The organism is Photorhabdus aballayi (genome assembly GCF_026153155.1).
In the GTDB taxonomy this organism is placed as follows: Bacteria; Pseudomonadota; Gammaproteobacteria; order Enterobacterales; family Enterobacteriaceae; genus Photorhabdus; species Photorhabdus luminescens.
This window is the reverse complement of the sequence record NZ_JAPFCD010000013.1, coordinates 1-22,053: the sequence shown is the minus strand read 5'-3', so window position 1 is coordinate 22,053 and position 22,053 is coordinate 1. Positions and strand designations below refer to the sequence as shown.

Below are 22,053 nucleotides of genomic sequence, written 5' to 3'. Positions count from 1 at the left end.
TCGACTAACTCTTTTTCTCTGCATCAAAGTCAAACAGATCTTTTAGTTCGATCTGTAAACCACTTGCGATGACATTGATAACTTCAAGCGTGGGATTCCTGACGCCACGTTCAATACCACTGATATAAGTGCGATCAAGCCCACATTTATCGGCAAAAGCTTCCTGAGACATACCAGATGCTATTCTGATATATCTAACTCTTTGCCCAAAAATGGATTTTATAGTGTCAGGTTTTTTCATTCGATAAGTATCGAACGGCGTTACTTATCAAACCACGGACTATAAGTCACGTTTTCCTGTAACTCATGTTACTAATATGACTTACCGCAAAAATACGATGAATGATGTTTTTAATAACCACGTGATCAATCAATATCATGGCACAAAAGGCACATATAGCTTCTCTTATCATTGACTTCCTTGATCTCTATAAACACTATCGCCTTTGTCTGGAAAGACACCAAACAAACATAACGTTACAAACTAAAAATATGAAAAATTTTTAAATAAATTTACCAATCTAGCCGCAGGTATTATCTTAATCTTTATTTATTAAGCACGATTTTTGCGCGTATAAGCCGCTAATACAGTACGTTCTGACTGTTCCAGATAGCTTTTTAACTCAGAGGCCGCACTTTCTGGTTCACCTTTCTCAAGTAACGCCAAAATATAGGCATTCTGATCAATATAAGGAGCATAAAAAAGTTCAGGATCGTTCAGATAACCAAAAGCCAGACGCAATTCCGCAGAAATATGCCCATAGAATGTTATCAGCCGTTCACTGTCAGTCAGTTCAACAATAGCGGAATGAAATGCCATATTTGCGGTGCCAACGCCGATCCAGTCCTGAATATCACGACACTGTTTCGCCATTTCAATTGCCCTACGCATGTGTTCAACCGCAGGATGCATAGGGTAAGATTGCGCTAATGCCTGGCATTCAATGAGCCGTCGGACCCGATAAATATCAATAATGGAAGCAATACTCGGTGTGGCGACGAAAACACCACGGTTAGGTTCATATCGCAGTAACCCTTCCTGAGTCAGTATCCGAAAAACCTCACGTAATGTATTACGCGATATCTCAAGTTGTTCGCTCAAAACCGTTTCTGACAGTCGTTGACCGGGTGATAGCTCTCCAATAATCAGCTTTTGCCGGATAATATCTGTTACTTTTTCACTTAATATCTTAGGAGCGGAATTATCTTTTTTCATAATGGTTAGTCGAAAGGGCGTATGATGACCCAATCCAGCCACGAATTACCAGTCTTAAAGCAGTAAAAGGATGGCAGGAATCTTCACACATTCACCTACTGTCAGCAAGCATAGGGATCTAACCCGCTTACTGTTTTCTACGCCAGAATGATTATTGCCTCACGATAGTGCATTAAACGCACCATCATGGAGCATCATTATTGTAAACAGTGATCTGCATTTCATTTCTATAATTAAAAAATAATTTTATTTGCCTATTCTTTCGCCTCATCCTATTTATTGTTCAACAATATAAAAACAATTATTTAACAACAAATACAAATCATCCAACGATGGTACGTATATTGCTTAGATATAAATTTATCTATCACACAGGAATTCAGCCTATGACGACACAGCAAACAACCGTGATTTTTATCCACCGAGGTGACACAACATGCAACAGATTGTGAATCTATGGCCGTTGATTGGCATCGCAGTTATTGTCGTGGGCTTTTTACTTAGGTTTAACCCGGTATTGGTGGTGATTGTCGCAGGGATAATTACCGGGTTAGCAGCACATATGCCGATCACAACAATTCTGGAGAAGCTAGGTTCCGGCTTCCTTAATACCCGAAATTTGCCATTGATTTTGTTGTTGCCGCTGGCAACTATCGGCCTTTTAGAACGGCACGGTTTAAAAGAACGGGCTCAGACTTGGATTAGCAATATTAAAACAGCAACCGCCGGACGTTTGCTGATCATCTATCTGTTCATTCGTGAAATAACCGCAGCACTGGGCCTGACCAGTTTAGGTGGACATCCACAAATGGTGCGTCCATTGCTAGCGCCAATGGTCGAGGGAGCTACGGAAAACCGTCATCATGACCTGCCTGACGATGTACGTTATCGCTTGCGGGCCATGTCCGCAGCAACCGACAATGTTGGCCTGTTCTTCGGTGAAGATATCTTCGTCGCCTTTGGCGCAATCATCTTTATGCATAACTTTATGCTAGAGTCTGGCGGCATCCAGACAGAGCCGCTACATATCGCTATGTGGGGAATTCCTACCGCCGTCTGTGCTTTCCTGATCCACGCTTTCCGCTTGTCTCGTCTTGATCACCATATCGCTACCGAGTTGGCAGCACTGAATGGTATGAACAAAAATCGAAGGAAGGTGGAGTAATGTTTCAGCAACAGTATCTTTATTGGCTGGCAGGTGTGATCCTGCTGGCAGTAGCAGTCATGTCCTGGCGTGATCGCACCAACCCTCGCCGTCTGACCACCAGCTTATTCTGGGCGCTATATGGCATCGTGTTTCTGGTAGGTGACTGGACTTACCGCTTAATAGCATTATGGGCAGATAACGAAGCTGAGGCCCAAAAAATACTGCATATCAGTGTGGGGCTGATCGTTGTGTTGATGGCGCTGACGGCAGGTTTTGGCGGGGTGCGACTAGGTAGCTACCATCAACGCACACCTCAACAACGGCAGGAAAGCGCCTCCCGTTTGAGTAATCGTCTATTTCTTCCCGCACTAGCGATCCCTATCGTCACCGTGGCAGGCGTATTACTGTTTAACCACGTCCCTGGATTACAACAAGCACTGTTCGGTACCGGCAATCATGCCACGTTGGTGACGCTATTTTCCATGACAATCGGCTGCTTAGTCGGATATGGCATTGCACTAAAAATGACGCGTGAAAGCGTAGCTCAATCAACCCAAGAGGCGCGTCGCCTGCTGGATGCTATCGGCTGGGCGTTTATCCTGCCACAGATATTAGCAACGTTAGGGCTATTATTTACCGTAGCAGGTGTCGGTACCGCAATTTCTCACCTGACAGAACATTATCTGGCGGTGGATAACCGATTGATCGCGGTGGCGACATATGTACTCGGCATGGCGTTATTGACGATGATAATGGGCAATGCTTTCGCTGCATTCCCGATTGTCACCGCCGGGATCGGCATTCCCATTCTGGTACTGCAACATGGCGGTAATCCGGCGGTCATGGCCGCCATCGGCATGTTCTCAGGCTATTGCGGTACACTGATGACCCCAATGGCCGCAAACTTCAATATCGTTCCTGCCGCACTGCTGGAATTACCAAATCGCAATGCGGTCATTAAAGCACAAATTCCCACTGGAACGACGCTGCTGATTGCCAATGTTTTTCTGCTCTATTTTTTGATGTTTTTGTAAGGAGAGATCCCATGAAAACCATTCTAATTACCGCTTTTGAGCCTTTTGACGGTGAAACCATCAACCCATCGTGGGAGTCGGTCAGGCAATTGCAAAACCAACAGCTCTCTGGAGCACATATTGAAACGCGCCAACTACCATGTGTATTCAATACTTCTCTCACCAACCTGTACGCAGCCATTGATGAGATACAACCTGAACTGGTCATTGCGGTGGGACAAGCAGGCGGCAGGCCAGATATCACGGTGGAACGCATAGCGATTAACATCAACGATGCACGTATTCCCGATAATCAGGGCAATCAACCCATTGATACGCCTATTGTGGCAACCGGACCGGCGGCCTACTTCTCCACCCTACCGATCAAAGCGATCGTCAGTGGTCTACAAGCCGCAGGTATCCCTGCTTCGATTTCACAGAGTGCCGGTACTTATGTTTGCAACCATGTCATGTATGGCCTACTGCACCATCTGGCACTGACTTATCCCAACGTGCGTGGTGGATTTATCCACATTCCCTATCTGCCTGAACAGGCGGTAAAACACCCCGGTACACCAAGTATGGCTCTGGAAACAATAACAACAGCCCTGAAAATCGCTATCAAGCAAGCATTAGAAAACAGTAAGGACATGGTTACTGGTGGAGGAACGACACATTAATTCAGCGTCCATCGGCGTAGCGGAAATTGCCTATCTGTAGAACTGATAAGCATCCTGAATTTTTTACTCCTTTTTTAAATATCACTCTATTGGGGTCCTGACTATGAACATTATTGATTTAAACAGCGATCTTGGCGAAAGCTTTGGTCAATGGAAAATGGGCGACGATAACGCCATGCTGAGTATTGTCACCAGCGCCAATGTCGCGTGTGGATTTCATGCTGGCGATCCCGCCGGGATTCTTCAAACTTTAAAATCTGCCCATAAAAATCAGGTAGTGATCGGCGCTCATGTGTCTTATCCAGATCTTGTCGGATTTGGTCGCCGTAATATGGATATCTCCAGTAATGAACTGATCGCAGATGTTATTTACCAGATTGGCGCGTTGAAAGGTTTGGCTGCGGCGGCAGGAACCACCGTAAGTTATGTTAAACCGCACGGTGCGCTGTATAACACCATTGCCCATGATGAATACCAAGCCCTTGCGGTTATTACGGCGATTCGTGAAGTGGATGACAATTTAACGCTGGTTGGATTAGCCGGCTCAAAAATATTGGATTGGGCGAGAGAAAAAGGTTTGCGTACCGTTGCGGAAGCCTTTGCTGACCGAGCTTACACCCCACAAGGCACGCTAGTTTCCCGTCGGGAAAAAGGATCTGTGCTTCATGACGCTAATGTCGTTGCCCGGCGTATGTTGCAATTGGTGACCGAAGGGGGAGTTGAAGCCATTGATGGCAGCTTCACCCGTATTCAGGCAGATTCCATCTGTGTTCATGGCGACAGCCCAGACGCGGTAGAAATGGCACGTCAGGTGAAATTAACCCTGCAACAAGCCGGGATCACTGTACGCTCCTTTATTTAAGCAAAGTAGTATTTAATGCTCAGGAGTACCTAGTGCGTTTTTTACCTGTTAATTTAGATGCCATTATTGTCGAGCTTCATGATCTGAATGAAACGCTGGCGTTATTTGATTCACTTAACGCCCGACCTATTACAGGCATAGAAGAAATTATTCCGGCGGCCAGAACATTGTTGATTCGATTTCGCCCCAATGTTGTTTCCACCGCCAAACTTGCCAGAGAAATCAATAGTCGCAACCTGAATGCACTGGATAGAGCAACAGGGAAACTCGTTGAAATTCCGGTGTATTACAAAGGTGAAGATCTGGCTGATGTGGCAGAAATCCTCGGCATCACCACCCAAGAAGTTATCAAGCGACATACAGAAAGTCAGTACACCGTTGCTTTTACCGGATTTGCCCCCGGATTTGCCTATTTAGTCACAGATTCAGATCGTTTACATGTTCCTCGCCGGATAACGCCAAGAACCCGCATTCCTGCGGGTTCCGTCGGGCTGGCCGGAGAATTCAGTGGGATATACCCTCAAGCCAGTCCCGGAGGATGGCAAATCATCGGCACCACGCCAGAGCGCATGTGGGATCTCTCTCGTTCTCCCTCTTCCCTGTTACAACCCGGTTTCCGGGTACGTTTCAGAGATCAACGCAAAGGCGCAACAATTGCTATCACTAAACCCGAAAACCCAATTGCGCCCATAGACGACATTCTATCTTCCCAAGTTGATCAACACTCCTCGCTGGAAATCCTAACCACTGGAATACAGACACTTTTTCAGGATTTAGGACGTTCAGGGCAGGCAAGTTCAGGTATTTCCGCAGCCGGAGCGCTAGATAAAACAGCGCTGAGAAGTGCAAACCGTATTGTCGGTAATCCTTCGGATAACGCATGTCTGGAAATTGTTCAAGGAGGGTTAAGCTTTATCTCTCATGGCAATGCCATTATCGCTGTCACAGGCGCTGATTGCCCAATCACTGTTCAAACAGCATCTGGCCGCAAGTTTCAGGTTAATGGCTATCAACCTGTTGATCTGAATGAAGGTGATAAAGTAGCGCTAGGAATGCCCAAAGCAGGAGTGCGTTCTTATTTGGCAGTACGTGGCGGTTTCGCCAAGCGACCAATTCTCTCCAGCCTCTCTTACGATACGCTGGCACATGTTGGCCCCAAGCCAGTCGCTATAGGTGATACTTTGGATATTCTTACTGTTACACAGGGTTCTGCGGTATCAACGGATGAAAGCCCAGCTTTCAATATGCCTACTTCTGACGATATCGTTACACTGGATATCATTCTGGGCCCACGCACCGACTGGTTCACGGCAGAAGCGCTATCCTTGCTAAAAAGCCAACTTTGGCAGGTTACACCACAATCTAATCGAGTCGGTATTCGTCTATATGGAGACACGCCATTATCGCGTCTTAACCATAAAGAGTTACCGAGTGAGGGAACTACTACCGGCGCAATTCAGGTTCCCGCCAATGGTCAACCGGTGCTGTTTTTAGCAGATCACCCTTTGACCGGCGGCTATCCCGTCATTGGTTCCGTTGCCAGCTATCATCTCGATCTTGCGGGACAAATTCCTGTCAATGCCCGTATCCGCTTCAACCCAATCACTGAATTTCACGAAATAACTGAATTTCACGAAATAAAAAAGAGCGATTACCGCTCATGAGTACCGCAATGACCATGAATATTAAAAACCATCACACGAAAAAAGTTTTGATTGCTAACCGCGGTGAAATCGCCGTCCGTATCATCCGTGCCTGCCGGGATTATGGTCTACAATCCATCGCCGTCTACGCTGATTCGGATATCAATGCACAGCATGTACAATTGGCTGATGAGGCCTATAGTTTAGGCGGAAACAGCCCCGCTGATACTTATCTTAATATTCCTCAATTGTTGGATATTGCGAAACGTTCAGGCGCCGACATGGTACATCCCGGATACGGCTTTCTGGCTGAGCGGGCAGAATTTGCCCGTGCAGTCATTGATGCAGGCTTGATCTGGGTTGGCCCTGAACCAGAGACAATTGATATTTTGGGTGACAAAGTTAAAGCACGTAAAATTGCCCAACGTGTAGGCGCGCCACAGGTTTCAGGCACAGAAGAACCGGTAAAAAACGCAGAGGAAGCTCTGGCGTTTGCCGAACGATATGGCCTGCCAATTGCAATTAAAGCAGCATATGGCGGTGGCGGACGTGGCATGAAAGTGGCATGGCGGCTCGATGAAGTCACTGAACTCTACAATTCGGCTGTCCGTGAAGCAACCGCGGCCTTTGGTCGTGGAGAATGTTTCATTGAACAGTTCCTGGATAAACCTCGTCATATTGAAGCGCAAATTCTGGCTGATAAACACGGCAATGTGGTGGTACTTGGTACACGTGATTGTTCACTGCAACGGCGTAACCAAAAACTGGTAGAAGAAGCGCCGGCCCCATTTTTGACCGAACATCAGCGCCAGCGTATTCATCAAGCGGCACAAGATATTTGTACCGCAGCCCATTATATCGGAGCCGGTACGGTGGAATTTCTACTCAGTGCAGACGGCGCCATTTCCTTTCTGGAAGTCAATACTCGCTTGCAGGTCGAACATCCCGTCACCGAAGAAACCACCGGGATCGACATTGTGATAGAACAATTTCGGATTGCAGAAGGTAAACCTTTATCATTGACCTCAACGCCCATTCCTTTAGGCCATTCTTTTGAGTTCCGTATTAACGCCGAAGATGCAGGGAAAGGATTTTTACCAACGCCCGGAACTGTGACGCTCTTTTCTCCCCCTTCCGGCCCAGGTATAAGATTGGATTCTGGCGTTGCAGCAGGTTCCACCATTCCTGACACCTTTGATTCGCTGATGGCTAAGCTAATCGTCACCGGAACAACCCGCCAACAAGCTATTGCCCGTGCGCGACGTGCATTAAAGGAATTCACTATTGAAGGCGTTGCATCAGTATTGCCTTTTCATCGAGCAGTAATGGAGCATCCTGATTTTATTTCCGATGACACATTTAACGTCCATACACGCTGGATCGAAACTGACTTTATCAATGATATAAAAATATCTCCGCGTCAGGAAAACCCTTACCCAGAAAAGGTAATACACACTTTTATTGAAATTAACGGCCGTCGGCATGAACTTGGACTCCCCGCCGAATTATTACAAAGGCTTTCATTGCCTGCTTCTGGGCAAAATCCCATCACTGAGAGCAAAGGTAGTGAAGCTGAGGAGCCAATGACAGCATCTAATCCTGTCTCAGCACCAATATCCGGCGTCTTACAATCCTGGTATGTGCAGGAAGGCGATAAAGTTAAACAAGGTGATGTCATTGCGGTCATGGAAGCAATGAAAATGGAAACGCAACTCACCGCACATCGTTCTGGGAAAATCGTTATTTATGCAGAAGAAGGCAATTATCAACAGGCAGGAAACGTGCTGGCAAGTATTAACGATGATTAATAATGATGATAATCGCCAAATTAGCCACAATTAATTGGTTAATTTGATATACCCGTCATCTTTCAAGTTGCCTCTTTGTTTCTTGAAATCCATTGGGTATACATAAATTCACATTACCCAATATAACATCAAATTGTGCGGATAATTTCCGTACAATTTTAATAAGGAGATTAAAGTTAAAATGCAAGTAATATCGTGAAAAAGAGGCTAATTACCTCCTTTATGAATAGGAAAAAATAACTATTAAGGACAATATTTATCATTATTTCCTTAATGTTGACCATAAGATAAACAAATCACCTCACAATGTAAAACCTGTTTGTTTATTGGAGCAAACGAAATATTAATAAAAATCTTTTTTATCCAAAACAAATTTTTATTAAATATTTTTAATATCATATTTTTCACTTTAAAATTAATGAATTATTAAAACCAATAATAAACGTGAAAATATTCTAACAAAAAAAGAATAAAAAATCATAATTTCCCCATGATTATTGATTGGTAACAGCCATATATACTTATCTAGTGAATGATAAATGACATGATAATTTTCGACTATTTTCACATATATTTAAACAATAAGAAATCATTCGCTCATTATAAATTATCAGCTATAAATAATGCAGGGATTTATTTTCTATACTTGGCAATACAAATAAGCCAACTAAACAAAAATCAAAATAAAACAAGTAGTTAAAACATTTCCCCATATCGACAAGATATAAAAAATTTAACAAGAATAAATCAATGAAAATGTTATAGGCCATATACTACACATGTTGATATTTTCAATAAATATATTAAATTCAGCCTATTATTTTATTTCAACCATAGAAATATTATTTCATAAAAAGATAATGTTACTCATTTAATAATTATTCACATCCACATGATAATTGTAAAAATATATACATCTATTTGAATAGTATATAAACTCACTATTACAATAATATCATAACATTAAATAATTTAATTGTTTTACATTTCCTTTACAATTATCAACACAATTTAAAACTATAATAAATTCATATATGTTTTTACAAACACATTTTTATATGGATTAACATCACAATTTCAACATTACTCAACAAAATAATAACTCAAATAATTGCAATTACCATTAAACAGAATACTATATTAATAGTGGAATAAAATTTCCATTTACAATATTTTCCTAATGGTTCAAGAGAAGATCAAGATAAAAAACAAATTCAGAAGCATTGATTAGAAAGGAAAAATATTCGTTACTTTAAATTATAATAATAGTGACGGCTAAGTAACCGGGAGAACAATGTGATAACAAACGATTACGAGTTGATGACCGCGCCAAACAGTGTACCAGTAAAAATGTGGACTTATGGTGTACCGGTAGAAGCGGAAGCTCGTGAGCAACTGTTGAATACGGCAAAAATGCCTTTCATATTTAGCCATTTAGCGGTTATGCCTGACGTACATCTTGGGAAAGGTTCAACCATCGGCAGTGTCATCCCGACTCGTGGAGCGATTATTCCTGCCGCGGTAGGCGTAGATATCGGCTGTGGCATGATGGCAGTACGTACCTCATTGAATGCCAAAGATTTACCGGACAACCTATATGCGATCCGCCATGCTATTGAAATCGCTGTACCACATGGACGCACGGCAAACCGTACCGGTCAGGATAAAGGCACCTGGCAGCAACCGCCAAAAACCGTCGATCGCCATTGGAGCGTGTTGCAGGCCGGGTTTAAACGGCTAACCGATAAATATCCACAATTACTGAAAACCAATAACCATCAACACTTAGGGACACTAGGTACCGGTAATCATTTTATTGAGCTGTGTCTGGATGAATCTGACCAAGTATGGGTAATGCTGCATAGTGGCTCCCGCGGTGTAGGAAATGCTATTGGCAATCTATTTATCACCCTTGCCCAACAGGACATGAAACAGCACATCGCTAATCTGCCTGACCGTAACCTGGCCTATTTTGAAGAAGGCAGCCGTCACTTTACCGATTACATGGAAGCGGTCGGTTGGGCGCAAAACTTCGCCCGCCATAATCGCGAAGTCATGATGCAACATACACTGGCAGCACTGGCGACGGTAATAGCAAAACCGTTCACTGCCACGATGGAAGCGGTAAATTGTCACCATAACTATGTACAACAGGAGCAGCACTTCGGCCAAAACGTGTTAGTAACACGCAAAGGCGCAGTCGCTGCACACCAAGGCGTCATGGGCATCATTCCTGGTTCAATGGGCGCGAAAAGCTTTATCGTGCGCGGTCTGGGAAACGAAGAGAGTTTTTGCTCATGCAGCCACGGTGCAGGACGAGTATTAAGCCGCACGGCAGCGAAAAAACGCTTCACAATAGAGGATCAGAAGCGTGCCACGGCACACGTGGAATGCCGCAAGGACAGCGACGTCATCGATGAAATTCCGATGGCCTACAAAGACATTGAGGCTGTAATGGCCGCTCAGTCTTCACTAGTAGAAATCGTTCACACCCTGCGTCAAGTGGTTTGCGTAAAAGGATAATCAAGATGAAAGAAAAATTTGGTATCAGTGACATCATGAAGCAGCACATATGCCAAAAACTGGCGCAACTTGAGACAGAGCTGCAAATACGAATACTCTACGCCTGTGAATCAGGTAGCCGCGGTTGGGGATTTGCCTCGGCAAACAGTGATTACGATGTACGTTTTATTTATGTACATGCGCCATCATGGTACTTACGCGTCGATCCCTCTCGGGATGTTATTGAGCTACCGATCAGCAACGAGCTAGATATCTGTGGTTGGGAACTGCGTAAAACTTTAGGGTTGCTGAAACGAGCCAACCCGACATTGATGGAATGGGCAGACTCACCGGTAATCTACTACGAAGACGTGGAGTTTATGGCGGCGCTACGTGCCCTATTACCAGACTATTTCTCCAACAACAGAGCGCGATATCACTATCTGTCGATGGCGAAGAAAAACTTTCGTGGTTATCTGCAAGGCGAGAAAATTCGGCTGAAAAAATACCTTTATGTACTACGCCCATTGCTGGCGGTACGTTGGATCGAAGCCGGTAAAGGCGTACCTCCGATGCGCTTCGACACCCTGCTGGCCGGAACTGTTGCAGACACAGCGCTGATGCAAGAGATACAGACTCTACTTGCCATCAAGCGTAACGCTGACGAAACGGAGTATAGCCCACGTTTTAAGCGCATTCATAACTTTATCTGCCGCGAATTGGATGATTCAGTTACCCGCTGCGAACTCAAAGACAAAAAACACCTCACAGATACCGAATTGGATCGACTTCTGATGCGTACAGTGCTTCACCATAGTAATAAAGAAGAAGGAGAATACATGTTAAAAAATGGATGAAAAATCATATCGATATGACATTTCAGCAATCAATAAAGTTGAATGTTTACCAAGGTCAGAAAGCAGGGTTTCCCACCCTGCTCCAGAAATAAATATATCAACTCTCTATTTTGGACTGGAAGATTTATGGAGAAGAAACAGATAGTTATAGAATCATTAACCTAAAATAATATGGGGCACAAATCGTGATGTATCTTTCGTGATCCTGCCAATATCTTCCCTGACCGATAGACCCGCAGGCGCATCATTAATAAGCCAACTACCGATAAGAACATGGCTATTACCGATCTTTGGCAACGAGGTGTATTGCTGCACAACATAACCCTCTTCACCGTAAGGACCATCTACTTTTTCAACCACTTTGCCATCTTGATGAATACTAATATTCGCACCCTCACGGCTGAATATCGGCTTCATAACGTAATGAGTCAGACGCTTGGCTTGCGGATCATCGGCAAAATAAGCTTCAAGCAGATTTGGGTGTCCGGGAAACATCTCCCAAAGCAATGGCAAAATTGCCTTGTTCGAAGTGATAGATTTCCACATTGGCTCAAACCAGTTAACACCGGCGGTAACCAAGTGTTGAGCGTATTCTTCACGAAACATGAACTCCCACGGGTACAACTTGAATATAGAATCTATAATCTTGTTATTACTATCCGTAAACTTACCACACTCGCTGAGTCCAATGTCCTCAATGTAGACAAACTCAGTATGAATACCGGCATCTCTAGCACAGTCAGCCATGTAATCAACCGAACCTTTGTCTTCTTCTGTGCCCTTACAGCAGGCAAAATGAAGCGTGTTGAATGGCAAAAAGGGTTTCAATTCACAGAAGCGATTAACAAGCAACTCCTGGAGTAAATTGAACTGATCGGCAGCATGAGGCAATTCGCCACGGTTAACCTTATCTTCCAGCCACAACCAGCTAAAAAAGCCATGTTCATAAACTGATGTCGGCGTATCTGAGTTAATTTCCAATAATTTCGCCGGGTTTTTACCATCATAAGCAAAATCGAGGCGACTATAGAGGCTTGGATCTCTGCGCTGCCAAGATGCACGAACCAATGACCACATTGCTTCTGGAATTTGGAATTTAGCCATCAACTCATCACTGTTGACTACTCGCTCTACCGCTTGAAGACTCAACCGGTGAATTTCCGCTGTCGGCTCTTCAATATGCTCTTCAATTTGCTTGAGAGTAAACTGATAGTAATGGTCTTCCGTCCAGTACGGTTCATTATCGATTGTGTGGAAACCAAACCCAAATTCTTTTGCTCGCGCTTTCCAGTCATGACGAGGTGTTGTTGGGATCTGAAGCATGACGTTAACCCTTTGATAATGCTTATTTGAATCTTGGAAACAATCATCGCACAAGTGCTTAATACAGCAATAATGACTCTATGCAAAACACTGATAACAAAAAGCCCGAGAATAAAATGTCAGCGCTGGTTAACCCCCCCAACTGTATTTAGCGGAAGATGTTGAACCAAAACCCCCAGAAGATTTGGTGGTAACGATTGGCTTACTATCATAGCCAGAATAACGAGAATCACTGTTTTTAAACTTTTGCTCATTTTCACGTATCAAGCGCTCTCGATACATTCTCTCTTTATGCTTACGCGCTGAGTAATCACCGATTTCACCAACGACCCCAGATGTAATATAAGAAGTTGATCGGGAGCCCAGTATAGGGTTTATACCTGCAACGACATATGTTCCACCTTGAGAAACTTCTTTCTCAATTGGCAAACGAACCGTCTCCAGCGGATGCAAATAACGTCGGTTCATCTCGTACTGGATGTTGCTAATATCGGAATAAGCGCCAATGACCTTACTATCAGCGAAAAAAAGCTTACCGTACAAGTCGCTATAGCCTGACGTTGAAGTAAATAGCGGCTGGTAAAACACATTACGGTACTTTTCAGCCATGTCGTATTGGTTAAACTGTTCTGGCTTCACCTCCGCCATCATAAAAGCGGCCATCTTCGGTCGATAACCTACAGCCCCCGGCATTGCTTCACACTCACCGTACTCAAGCTCACACATGGCTTTCTTACGAAATTTCTGCGAAGTGCGTTCCGCTTCACGTAATGCCGCCTGGTATGTGGTTTCACACTGAGCAGCGATCGTATTCTTTGGATTATTCTGACAAGACGCCAAATCCTTATAGATATTAATTGACAGTTCATCCGCCGATTGACCGCAACCCACGAGTGAACCCACACTGAGCGCCAATGACGTGAATGAGAACCCACGCCAATATTTACGTTTACTCTCAATGTTAATGGCGGTGCTGCGCATTCTGCGCTTTTTGTTGCCGTTCGTCATACGATCCCCAAATCAGTAAGTCATGCAAGCTGCATTTAAAAGACCAACAGAAATTGACACCGCCGCCAGCACAACCGCAGCCGGGACCTCATTATTCTCGATGCGAGATACAATCTTTGGCATCATAAATATGCGAACCATGAAAAAACCAGCAATCTGGGCCAACAACGCAATAACACTCCACATCACGAAATCAATGACGCCAACAGAGTTGCTTGCCGCACTTGCAATGGCGATGCTGTAACCAACCAGCGCACCGCCAAGCGATATCGCAGCGGCTGTGTTTTTCTCTTCCTTGATCAGTTTCCACTCATCATGCGGAGTAATTATTGTGTAGATAAATTTGAAAACGATGAAAAAAACCAGCGCCAAACCAAAACACAAACCAAAATTGCCTACACCATGCATAAATTGAGTGAAAGCCTGTTCTTCATTTTCCAATGTGATCATTTATGCCACCACTTTAAAATCAGTTTGGTTAAGTTGAATACCGGTGCTCAATACCATCAATCTATCCAGGTGATTCCCGACAACTTTTTCTTCGCCCACAACTTGAAGCTCTTCTGTGCGGTTATGAGTAACCTGACGCGTATACACCATCACAAACTGATCAGTTTCGGTTATACGCCCCTCTTTACTGTAAGTTTTCTCAGTCACAGCCACAGGCTTAACATTGTCCCATAACCGAGAGAACTGGGTGCCGTCGAGATCATATTCCCCATTTGGCGTGACAATCCCGTTTTTAATCAGCGCATCCCATTGAGCTTGTGAATCTACCGGTTTAGTTTCGTAAAAGTACCACAGGCTCACTTCTTTCACGCCGTCATCCCCATCCCCTTCTTGCAGCACTTGAAGGTAACCTTCATCATCCGTGTAATAACGAACCAAACGCACGTTATCACCTAAATCGACAACCCCAACGGAACATATAAGCTGAGTTGAAGCCGCATTTTCGATTGTTAGGTCAGACTCAATCAGTTTTAGCATCAGCGGATCTATCTCAAATACACCACCAATACGCAAACCTAATACTTCCGGCACCGTTGGAACAACAGGCGCAACTGCTTTACTCCCGAACGCGTTCTTAAACGCATCTGCGATTTTGGAAAGCATAAAAACGTCTCTTGATAGGAAGATCCCACTTTAAAAGCAGGATCTTGATTTAACAACTGAGTATTTACTTGCCAAGGATACGGGCAAGTTCATCTTCTGCGGACGACGTAGAGTTTGACGTTATGCCTGCCTCTTTAAGCTTTTTATCCAGATCGCTAGAAGTCATACTATCGTGAAGCTCTTGTTGAGCTTCGAACTGCGCCGCTTTCTCAGCCTGACGTGACTTGATACGCTCAAGGGAATCAAGGGCGGTAGATGTTTTTGACGAGGCGCCAACAACAGAGCTTTGAGTCGCAGCCTGAGCTCTCTGCACTTGTTCAGTTGCCTTAACCAAATCAACCTGATTCTCAAGCTGAGACACCTTCTTCTTCGCTTCTTGCACATTGTGTCGGTGCGTCGTTTCAGCCTTCTGGAACGACTCAAACAACGTTTGCTCTCTTTCCAGCTCGTCACGCAGAGTCGCAACTTTCTGAGCACACTCCAGAGCAAGCCCATTGTCACCTTTACCCGCAGCAGAGCGAGCATACCCCTCGTACTCTGTAATACTATTTTTGATATCAGAAACCTTTTTCTCCGCCATTTTTCGCTTAGCAATAATGCTAACCAGGCTTTCATCCGCACGGCGGATTTCTGCTTTTGCTTCTCGGATTTCCTGATCAAGAATCGTCAGTGCGTTGCCATCAGCGACAGATTCTGCCGCGTTATTTACCGTTCCTTTAATTGCCTTAAAAAGCTTTTTCCATACATTCATTGACCTTTCCCCTACATTGTTATTTTAGAAACTCAGAATACGCATCAAGAAGCTCAGTGATGTTGGCAAACAGCATAGAGACTTCGATGACAACGCTTTCTTGTTTTGATTCTGATGACAATGAACCAAAAGCGGTATAGTAAGATTGGCCATCTACTTTAGTTATTCCAACTGAAGTCAGAGGCATCATTTTATGTGTTTCTAAAATAAACTGATTTAAAGAAGCGGGATCTAAAACATTCTCTTCCGAAAACAGTAATGCTTCCACTGTAATTTGTCTTCCACAAATAGCCAGATGTGCTTTAATTCCGTCTTCGTTAGTAATTGCAAGACATTCACCTATTTGCTCTACAGTCCAGTTGTTACCAGATTCATTAAGAGCTTTAATCACTTGATTTAATTCCAAACTATTTACTCCACTGGTTTGTTTTATCATTAAAATCAGCATATTAAGTTTAAATTATCATCAGATTATACATTTTTCAATAAGTATTGCGTTAAAATAACCCAGTATTAAACCTGCAATATTCATAAGTGTGGTAAATACTAAAAACGCATAAAACCTTAAATACAACATATTTACTGAATATTATTAAAACCTTATACCATTTGCTAAGTGGCCTTGTGCTATCTCAATACCGCCTGCACAAAACACCATGAGAGTACTCGCATGAAAAAACTTATCTTGGTGGATGATTAAAATCACGCTTAACTAAGGTTGCTTTATCGCCCTGGCGTATCACAGTAAATAAAATGGAGAATTGCAGGGTAAAATAAAAATTCCCAGTAAAATCAATTGATATCGATAAAAGTATCCATTTTGGTTATCAACTCATTTAACCTTCTAATATTGAAGCTAAAATCTTTTCTACTTAGCGCTTTTTACATTCAACAGAGATTAACCTTATACATTAACTATCAGATTTAACCTTTATTTACCGCAATAATCTTTTCATCATCATTTTAACTATCTGTTTTCACTTTATTTTAAAACCTAAGCAAGCCGATTTATACAATAAACAGCAAAGCGATAATTATATACCTAATAGATTTCGAGTTGCAGCGCGGCGGCAAGTGAACGAATCCCCAGGAGCATAGATAACGATGTGACTGGGGTGAGTGAAAGCAGCCAACAAAGCAGCAGCTTGAAAGATGAAGGGTATAGATATTAAAAGAGTGATAAGACGTTTATATTTTCATTATCTTACATTGAGATATCTTTTAACTACAGATACTTCGGTTAACTGGTAGCAAAAACTTATCGGATTTACCCAAAAGCATTCAGCCTATAAGGCACTCAGTTAAATCAAGTTTAATATCTATCAACGATAACCACGATGTTATTTAACATCCGAGAATATGTTCTACCTTCTCCTTTTTGCCCTCGCTTTACTCACTTCCCAGACATACCGATTAAACACTTTTTCGGTTAGTCCCAACCAAAAAGCCAGGACTTTACCCGCAATCTACGGCTCCCTTCATTTTTAAGGGAGCCCGCTTTAATCATTCTTTAATGTGGACAGATTTACCATGAAAAGTAACAACCTGCCCGGCTATAACTTTATAACGTTTACGGGTTTCTATCTGATTATTGACTTCAACCAGACCTTCAGCAATAACCGCTTTAGCGCTAGCGCCGCTTTCACTCCACCCTTGAAACTTCAACAGATCACACAACGCCACATGAGGGTGGCCTTCTAAATAAAAAATTTCCATCAACAACCTTCAATTTTTTCCACATCGTGGTATTCCTCGCAGGCTTGCAAGGTATTCTGGATAAGTGTCGCGACTGTCATCGGGCCAACTCCTCCCGGAACCGGAGAGATCCAACTTGCTCTCTCTGATGCAGTGTCAAAATCAACATCGCCGATAACTTTTCCATCCTCCAGGCGATTAATCCCGACATCAATAACAATAGCGCCGGGTTTAATCCACTCGCCGGGGATAAAGTTTGGTTTACCGACCGCCACAATGAGCAAATCTGCATGCTCCACATGATGACGTAAATCTTTAGTGAAACGATGAGTCACCGTAGTGGTACAGCCAGCCAGTAATAGTTCCAAACTCATTGGACGACCAACAATATTTGAAGCGCCGATAATGACCGCATTCAGCCCATAAGTGTTGATTCCACAACGCTCAAGCAACGTTGCGATACCGCGCGGAGTACAAGGACGCAGCTTTGGAGCACGTTGACACAAACGACCAATGTTATAGGGATGGAAGCCATCAACATCCTTATCGGGCCGGATACGTTCCAGAACTTTGACGTTATCAATACCGGCAGGTAAAGGGAGCTGAACCAAAATTCCATCAATTTCTGAATCGTTATTGAGTTGATCGATAAGATTCAACAACTCTGCTTCGCTGGTGGTATCTGGCAGGTCATAGGAACGGGAAACAAACCCGACTTCCTCACAGGCACGGCGTTTGCTTGCGACATAAATTTGAGAAGCAGGATTTTCACCGACTAACACAACGGCAAGACCAGGAGCACGTCTTCCCGCAGCAACACGTTGCTGAACACGCACTGCGACTTCACTTCTGATTGTCTGCGCAATCGTTTTCCCGTCAATAATTTTTGCTGGCATGTACGAATAAATCCATAAATCAAACATTGGGATACAGCCTATTTTGTCAGAACATGAACGTGATGTCAGTTTTATTGATAATCAGAAAATAGCCAGATGAAGATTTATAAGCAGAAAAGCCATTGACTCAAGGAGTTGTCACCGTATAATCTCTCCCCGCATCAGAGCATTACTGATGCAGCTCATCTCTCAAAATGCGCCCTTAGCTCAGCTGGATAGAGCAACGGCCTTCTAAGCCGTAGGTCACAGGTTCGAATCCTGTAGGGCGTGCCATCACAAAGTCTCCAAACGTCTTTTAAAGTCTACAAATTCCTTAAAAAACAAAGAAAACCAACAAACTACAATCTATTGATGTCTACTAGGGTATGTTGAAATCTACAGATCTTTGGGGGCATAATCGGGGGCATTGTTAGGTTCAATCAAAATAGATGCCCCCAAATGAAGTTGACAGCCAGACAGATAGACACCGCTAAGCCCAAAGACAAATCGTACAAACTCTCCGATGGTGGGGGCATGTACTTAGAAATTTTCCCGAATGGTTCCAAATGTTGGCGGTTAAAATATCGTTTTGCTGGCAAAGAAAAGCGATTGGCATTTGGTACTTACCCTACCGTAACCTTGGCAGAAGCCAGAAACAAAAGAGAAGACGCCAAGAAAATATTGGCAAATGGCGATGATCCGGGGCTGGTCAAAAGACAGGAAAAAAGGGAAAAGGCTCTCATCGTAAATAACAGCTTTGAAAAAATTGCCCTTGAATGGCACGCCTACAAGCTCCCTAACTGGTCAAAGGGATATGCAGAAGACCTTTTAGAAGGCTTCACAAAAGATATTTTTCCTTTCATTGGCAAACACGCCATCACCGATATCAAACCTTTAGACATGCTCACAGTCCTGCGTAAAATGGAACAACGCGGCGTTCTCGATAAGTTGAAAAAGATCAGGCAGGCATGTAATCAAGTTTTCAGATACGCAATTGTCACGGGAAGAGCAGAATATAATCCTGTTGCTGAATTGGCTGGCGCATTAGCAACACCGAAAGCCAAGCATTTCCCACATTTGAATGTTGATGAATTACCCGCATTCTTACAAGCATTGTCCTTCTACAGCGGAAGTAAAATTACTCAAATCGCGACCAAATTACTTTTGCTTACAGGATTGAGAACCATAGAATTGCGCGCTTCTACTTGGACAGAAATTGATTTTGATAAAGCAATTTGGGAAATCCCTCAAGAGCGCATGAAAATGCGTAGACCTCATATCGTCCCGCTTTCTGAGCAGGCTTTGGCTTTGTTGAAAGAATTAGCAGCGATCACAGGTCGATTTAACTTTGTTTTTCACGGACGGAATGATGCAAGTAAGCCAATGAGTGAAGCTGCCATTAATCAGGTTCTTAAACGCATTAGTTATGATGGCAGAGCAACAGGCCACGGATTTCGCCATACCATGAGTACAATTTTACATGAACAGGGCTATAACACTGCATGGATTGAAACACAGCTTGCACATGTTGATAAGAACAGTATCAGAGGAACATACAATCACGCCCAATATTTGGATGGTCGCAAGGAAATGCTGCAATGGTATGCTGACTATATGGATATGTTGGAGCGAGGTGAAAATGTGCTGATCGGAAAATTTGGTAAAAGAGCGTAGTGGATAGGTTCCATATGTTAATCTGTATCAACTGAACATTTTAGGATGGTTTTTAAACAATGCTGATGGATGAATATTACTGTTTAAATTGGTTTGATATCGAGAAATATGAAAAATATGTTCATTCTTTAAACCATGAACAATGGTTTCTGGCTTTGCAAATACGGCATGAATATTGGAATTTTCCCGCAAAAATAAAAGAATTACATTCTTTCTATAAGGAAAATAACTATAAGTCAGATATTATTGATGACAAGGTTGAAAAATATAATCAATTTATCAATGATATTGAAATTAAAACTGTTTTATCTCTTGATTATTTGAATTCTAACAAAGAATTTCTTCGTGAATATATGGAGTTGCCATTACATACGATGAGTGATGTTGATCTCCAACTTGCCGCCCATCAGCATTCCATTGGTGATTTATCATCTGATGAATTCATACATAAGGTTCTCATTGAGAAAGATGAAAATTATGTTAATGACAACGTCCTTATTTATAAAGGAACCGAAGATAGCCGTCCTGAATGGTATCTTAGTGTTAATCTGGCTGCAAAAGATGATGTACTTTATCAGGCATTCAAACAATTTTTAGCTGAAGAAAGACGAAAAAAGAAGATCTTCCCAAGGAAAGATATCTCTGAGGTTGAGATTAAGAAATTTATTAATCTTAGATTACTACAGTACCTTGATTTGATTATCTACTGTTCAGCTAAAAATATAGTGATAAGTAACGTTGTTTTTGCTCAAATACTTTATCCAGATATTTATGATACTAATCCAATAGATCGACTGAGAAAAACCATGCCGTCTCTGGCTAAAGAAGTGATGGAAGGTGATTGGCTTGTTGCATCGGAACTTAAATTGTCTCTTGTGAATAGGGTAAAATGATTTTTCTATGGAATGGAAATATCACATTTTCATTCCAACTAAAATTTTCAGGTTTTTATTCCGACTGAAATTTTTTTTATTTCATGACTCGTTTAATCTAATTATTTTCAATTAAATAGCTCTGTAGACGTTAAAAAATTACAGGAGTTATTTTATGCAGCACAATCTTATTCGCTTATCTGAAGTTAAACTCCGTACTGGATATATACCCGCTTAACTTGAAGATGTAGGATTCAGAATCTGAAAATTGTCATTAATACGGCGTGACAGACTCCCGGCAAGTTCCGGTAATATTTCCGTAAAAAAGTGATGTATTGCCTGCCTGAACAAGGCCGCCGAGGCGAAGTAACGATTATTTCTGACTTGTTCATTCATCACTTTCCACAGCCTTTCTATCGGGTTCAGATTTGGGCTGTAGGGCGGTAAGTAATGAAGTTCAATATTCATCACATAAGCCCAGTCTTTCACCAACTCACTCCGGTGATAACCGGCTCCGTCAAGGATAATATGAACCTTCTGACTGGCCGGATAGGTTTCACGCAGGGCAATGAAGAATTCTGCTATGTGATAACTGTCGATACGATCATATTCGCGTACGACTGTTTTGCTGATATCGGCCAGATTCAGGGCTCCCATCAGGTTCAAACGGGTACGGCTTCCTGTGGTTTTCACTACGGTTTTCTGGCCTTTACGCATCCAGCCATAAGCCAGTTTCGTCCCCTGAGTGGGATGGACGCCATCAATGAACAGGATGGGCTCATGGTCTCCGGCTTCCTGCTTGAGTTTCCCGTAGGTTTCTATAAAGGCCCGCTGCTGTTCCGCGTTGAACTTGTGTGGCACGCCGGTCGGTTTTTTATCACTGAATCCATTATGGTGCAGCCATTTATTCATGCCGGGAACGGTGTAACGGATATCCCACGCTTCTTTGACAAGGCGGATAACCGCCTGTGTGGTGGGCAGAAGATTCGCGGTCAGATAAGCGATAAGCTCCTG

At 43.0% G+C, this 22,053-nt stretch carries 21 protein-coding genes and 1 tRNA gene; 11 read left to right on the top strand and 11 right to left on the bottom strand.

Annotation, left to right across the window (positions count from 1 at the left end; all coding sequences use genetic code 11):
- Window positions 1–4: 4 nt before the first annotated feature.
- Together xreR1 and OO184_RS09155 are read right to left on the bottom strand one after the other, a co-directional pair.
- Entirely contained in the window at window positions 5–241 is a 237-nt protein-coding gene (xreR1, locus tag OO184_RS09160; protein ID WP_074525094.1) for a cell morphology transcriptional regulator XreR1, read from the bottom strand.
- Between the two features lie 312 nt (window positions 242–553).
- Window positions 554–1,216, bottom strand: a complete 663-nt coding sequence (locus OO184_RS09155) for a GntR family transcriptional regulator (RefSeq protein ID WP_265378908.1) — start codon at window positions 1,214–1,216, stop codon at window positions 554–556.
- A gap of 436 nt (window positions 1,217–1,652) precedes the next feature.
- Between OO184_RS09155 and OO184_RS09150 the strand changes: the two genes are divergently transcribed.
- The 8 genes from OO184_RS09150 to OO184_RS09115 all read left to right on the top strand — a co-directional run bounded on the left by OO184_RS09150 (window position 1,653) and on the right by OO184_RS09115 (window position 11,728).
- Window positions 1,653–2,381: a DUF969 domain-containing protein gene (locus OO184_RS09150; protein ID WP_265378907.1), complete on the top strand. Its 729-nt coding sequence runs from the start codon at window positions 1,653–1,655 to the stop codon at window positions 2,379–2,381.
- A complete protein-coding gene (locus OO184_RS09145; RefSeq protein WP_265378906.1) occupies window positions 2,381–3,397 on the top strand; it encodes a DUF979 domain-containing protein in 1,017 nt (338 codons plus the stop codon). The genes OO184_RS09150 and OO184_RS09145 overlap by 1 nt, the downstream gene beginning before the upstream one ends.
- 11 nt (window positions 3,398–3,408) lie before the next feature.
- Window positions 3,409–4,056, top strand: a complete 648-nt coding sequence (gene pcp / locus OO184_RS09140; RefSeq protein WP_265378905.1) for a pyroglutamyl-peptidase I — start codon at window positions 3,409–3,411, stop codon at window positions 4,054–4,056.
- A 103-nt stretch (window positions 4,057–4,159) separates the two neighbouring features.
- Window positions 4,160–4,918, top strand: coding sequence for a LamB/YcsF family protein (locus OO184_RS09135; RefSeq protein ID WP_265378904.1), 759 nt, complete (start codon window positions 4,160–4,162; stop codon window positions 4,916–4,918).
- A gap of 32 nt (window positions 4,919–4,950) precedes the next feature.
- The gene (locus OO184_RS09130) at window positions 4,951–6,582 is read left to right on the top strand and encodes a 5-oxoprolinase subunit B/C family protein (protein ID WP_265378903.1); all 1,632 of its coding nucleotides are present in this window, start codon (window positions 4,951–4,953) and stop codon (window positions 6,580–6,582) included.
- Between the two features lie 8 nt (window positions 6,583–6,590).
- Window positions 6,591–8,369 (top strand): acetyl/propionyl/methylcrotonyl-CoA carboxylase subunit alpha, encoded by a 1,779-nt coding sequence (locus OO184_RS09125; protein ID WP_265378902.1) that lies wholly within the window; start codon window positions 6,591–6,593, stop codon window positions 8,367–8,369.
- A 1,296-nt stretch (window positions 8,370–9,665) separates the two neighbouring features.
- Window positions 9,666–10,892: an RtcB family protein gene (locus OO184_RS09120; protein WP_312023692.1), complete on the top strand. Its 1,227-nt coding sequence runs from the start codon at window positions 9,666–9,668 to the stop codon at window positions 10,890–10,892.
- A gap of 5 nt (window positions 10,893–10,897) precedes the next feature.
- The gene (locus tag OO184_RS09115) at window positions 10,898–11,728 is read left to right on the top strand and encodes a nucleotidyltransferase domain-containing protein (RefSeq protein WP_265378901.1); all 831 of its coding nucleotides are present in this window, start codon (window positions 10,898–10,900) and stop codon (window positions 11,726–11,728) included.
- 156 nt (window positions 11,729–11,884) lie between these two features.
- Here OO184_RS09115 and OO184_RS09110 read toward each other — a convergent pair whose 3' ends face one another.
- The 8 genes from OO184_RS09110 to folD all read right to left on the bottom strand — a co-directional run bounded on the left by OO184_RS09110 (window position 11,885) and on the right by folD (window position 18,514).
- The gene (locus OO184_RS09110) at window positions 11,885–13,051 is read right to left on the bottom strand and encodes a glutathionylspermidine synthase family protein (protein WP_265378900.1); all 1,167 of its coding nucleotides are present in this window, start codon (window positions 13,049–13,051) and stop codon (window positions 11,885–11,887) included.
- Between the two features lie 129 nt (window positions 13,052–13,180).
- Window positions 13,181–14,059, bottom strand: a complete 879-nt coding sequence (locus tag OO184_RS09105) for a DUF1190 domain-containing protein (RefSeq protein ID WP_265378899.1) — start codon at window positions 14,057–14,059, stop codon at window positions 13,181–13,183.
- A gap of 12 nt (window positions 14,060–14,071) precedes the next feature.
- Window positions 14,072–14,509, bottom strand: coding sequence for a DUF350 domain-containing protein (locus OO184_RS09100; RefSeq protein WP_088373577.1), 438 nt, complete (start codon window positions 14,507–14,509; stop codon window positions 14,072–14,074).
- Window positions 14,510–15,172: a YjfK family protein gene (locus tag OO184_RS09095; protein ID WP_265378898.1), complete on the bottom strand. Its 663-nt coding sequence runs from the start codon at window positions 15,170–15,172 to the stop codon at window positions 14,510–14,512.
- 64 nt (window positions 15,173–15,236) lie between these two features.
- The gene (locus OO184_RS09090; protein WP_265378897.1) at window positions 15,237–15,923 is read right to left on the bottom strand and encodes a PspA/IM30 family protein; all 687 of its coding nucleotides are present in this window, start codon (window positions 15,921–15,923) and stop codon (window positions 15,237–15,239) included.
- A 19-nt stretch (window positions 15,924–15,942) separates the two neighbouring features.
- Window positions 15,943–16,359, bottom strand: a complete 417-nt coding sequence (locus OO184_RS09085) for a DUF2170 family protein (protein WP_049583355.1) — start codon at window positions 16,357–16,359, stop codon at window positions 15,943–15,945.
- A gap of 1,067 nt (window positions 16,360–17,426) precedes the next feature.
- On the bottom strand, window positions 17,427–17,639 hold the full coding sequence (gene ybcJ, locus OO184_RS09080) for a ribosome-associated protein YbcJ (protein WP_265378896.1): 213 nt from the start codon (window positions 17,637–17,639) through the stop codon (window positions 17,427–17,429).
- Entirely contained in the window at window positions 17,639–18,514 is an 876-nt protein-coding gene (gene folD, locus OO184_RS09075; protein ID WP_265378895.1) for a bifunctional methylenetetrahydrofolate dehydrogenase/methenyltetrahydrofolate cyclohydrolase FolD, read from the bottom strand. Before folD ends, ybcJ begins: the two co-directional genes overlap by 1 nt.
- 196 nt (window positions 18,515–18,710) lie before the next feature.
- Here folD and OO184_RS09070 point away from each other — a divergent pair.
- The 3 genes from OO184_RS09070 to OO184_RS09060 all read left to right on the top strand — a co-directional run bounded on the left by OO184_RS09070 (window position 18,711) and on the right by OO184_RS09060 (window position 21,060).
- Window positions 18,711–18,787: transfer RNA gene (locus OO184_RS09070), tRNA-Arg, on the top strand.
- A gap of 165 nt (window positions 18,788–18,952) precedes the next feature.
- Window positions 18,953–20,167, top strand: coding sequence for a tyrosine-type recombinase/integrase (locus OO184_RS09065; protein ID WP_265378894.1), 1,215 nt, complete (start codon window positions 18,953–18,955; stop codon window positions 20,165–20,167).
- 59 nt (window positions 20,168–20,226) lie between these two features.
- The gene (locus OO184_RS09060) at window positions 20,227–21,060 is read left to right on the top strand and encodes a DUF6387 family protein (RefSeq protein WP_265378893.1); all 834 of its coding nucleotides are present in this window, start codon (window positions 20,227–20,229) and stop codon (window positions 21,058–21,060) included.
- Between the two features lie 213 nt (window positions 21,061–21,273).
- Here the strand turns inward: OO184_RS09060 and OO184_RS09055 are convergent.
- Window positions 21,274–22,053 (bottom strand): IS630 family transposase (locus OO184_RS09055; RefSeq protein WP_265378892.1); only part of this gene is annotated, 780 nt, incomplete at its 5' end.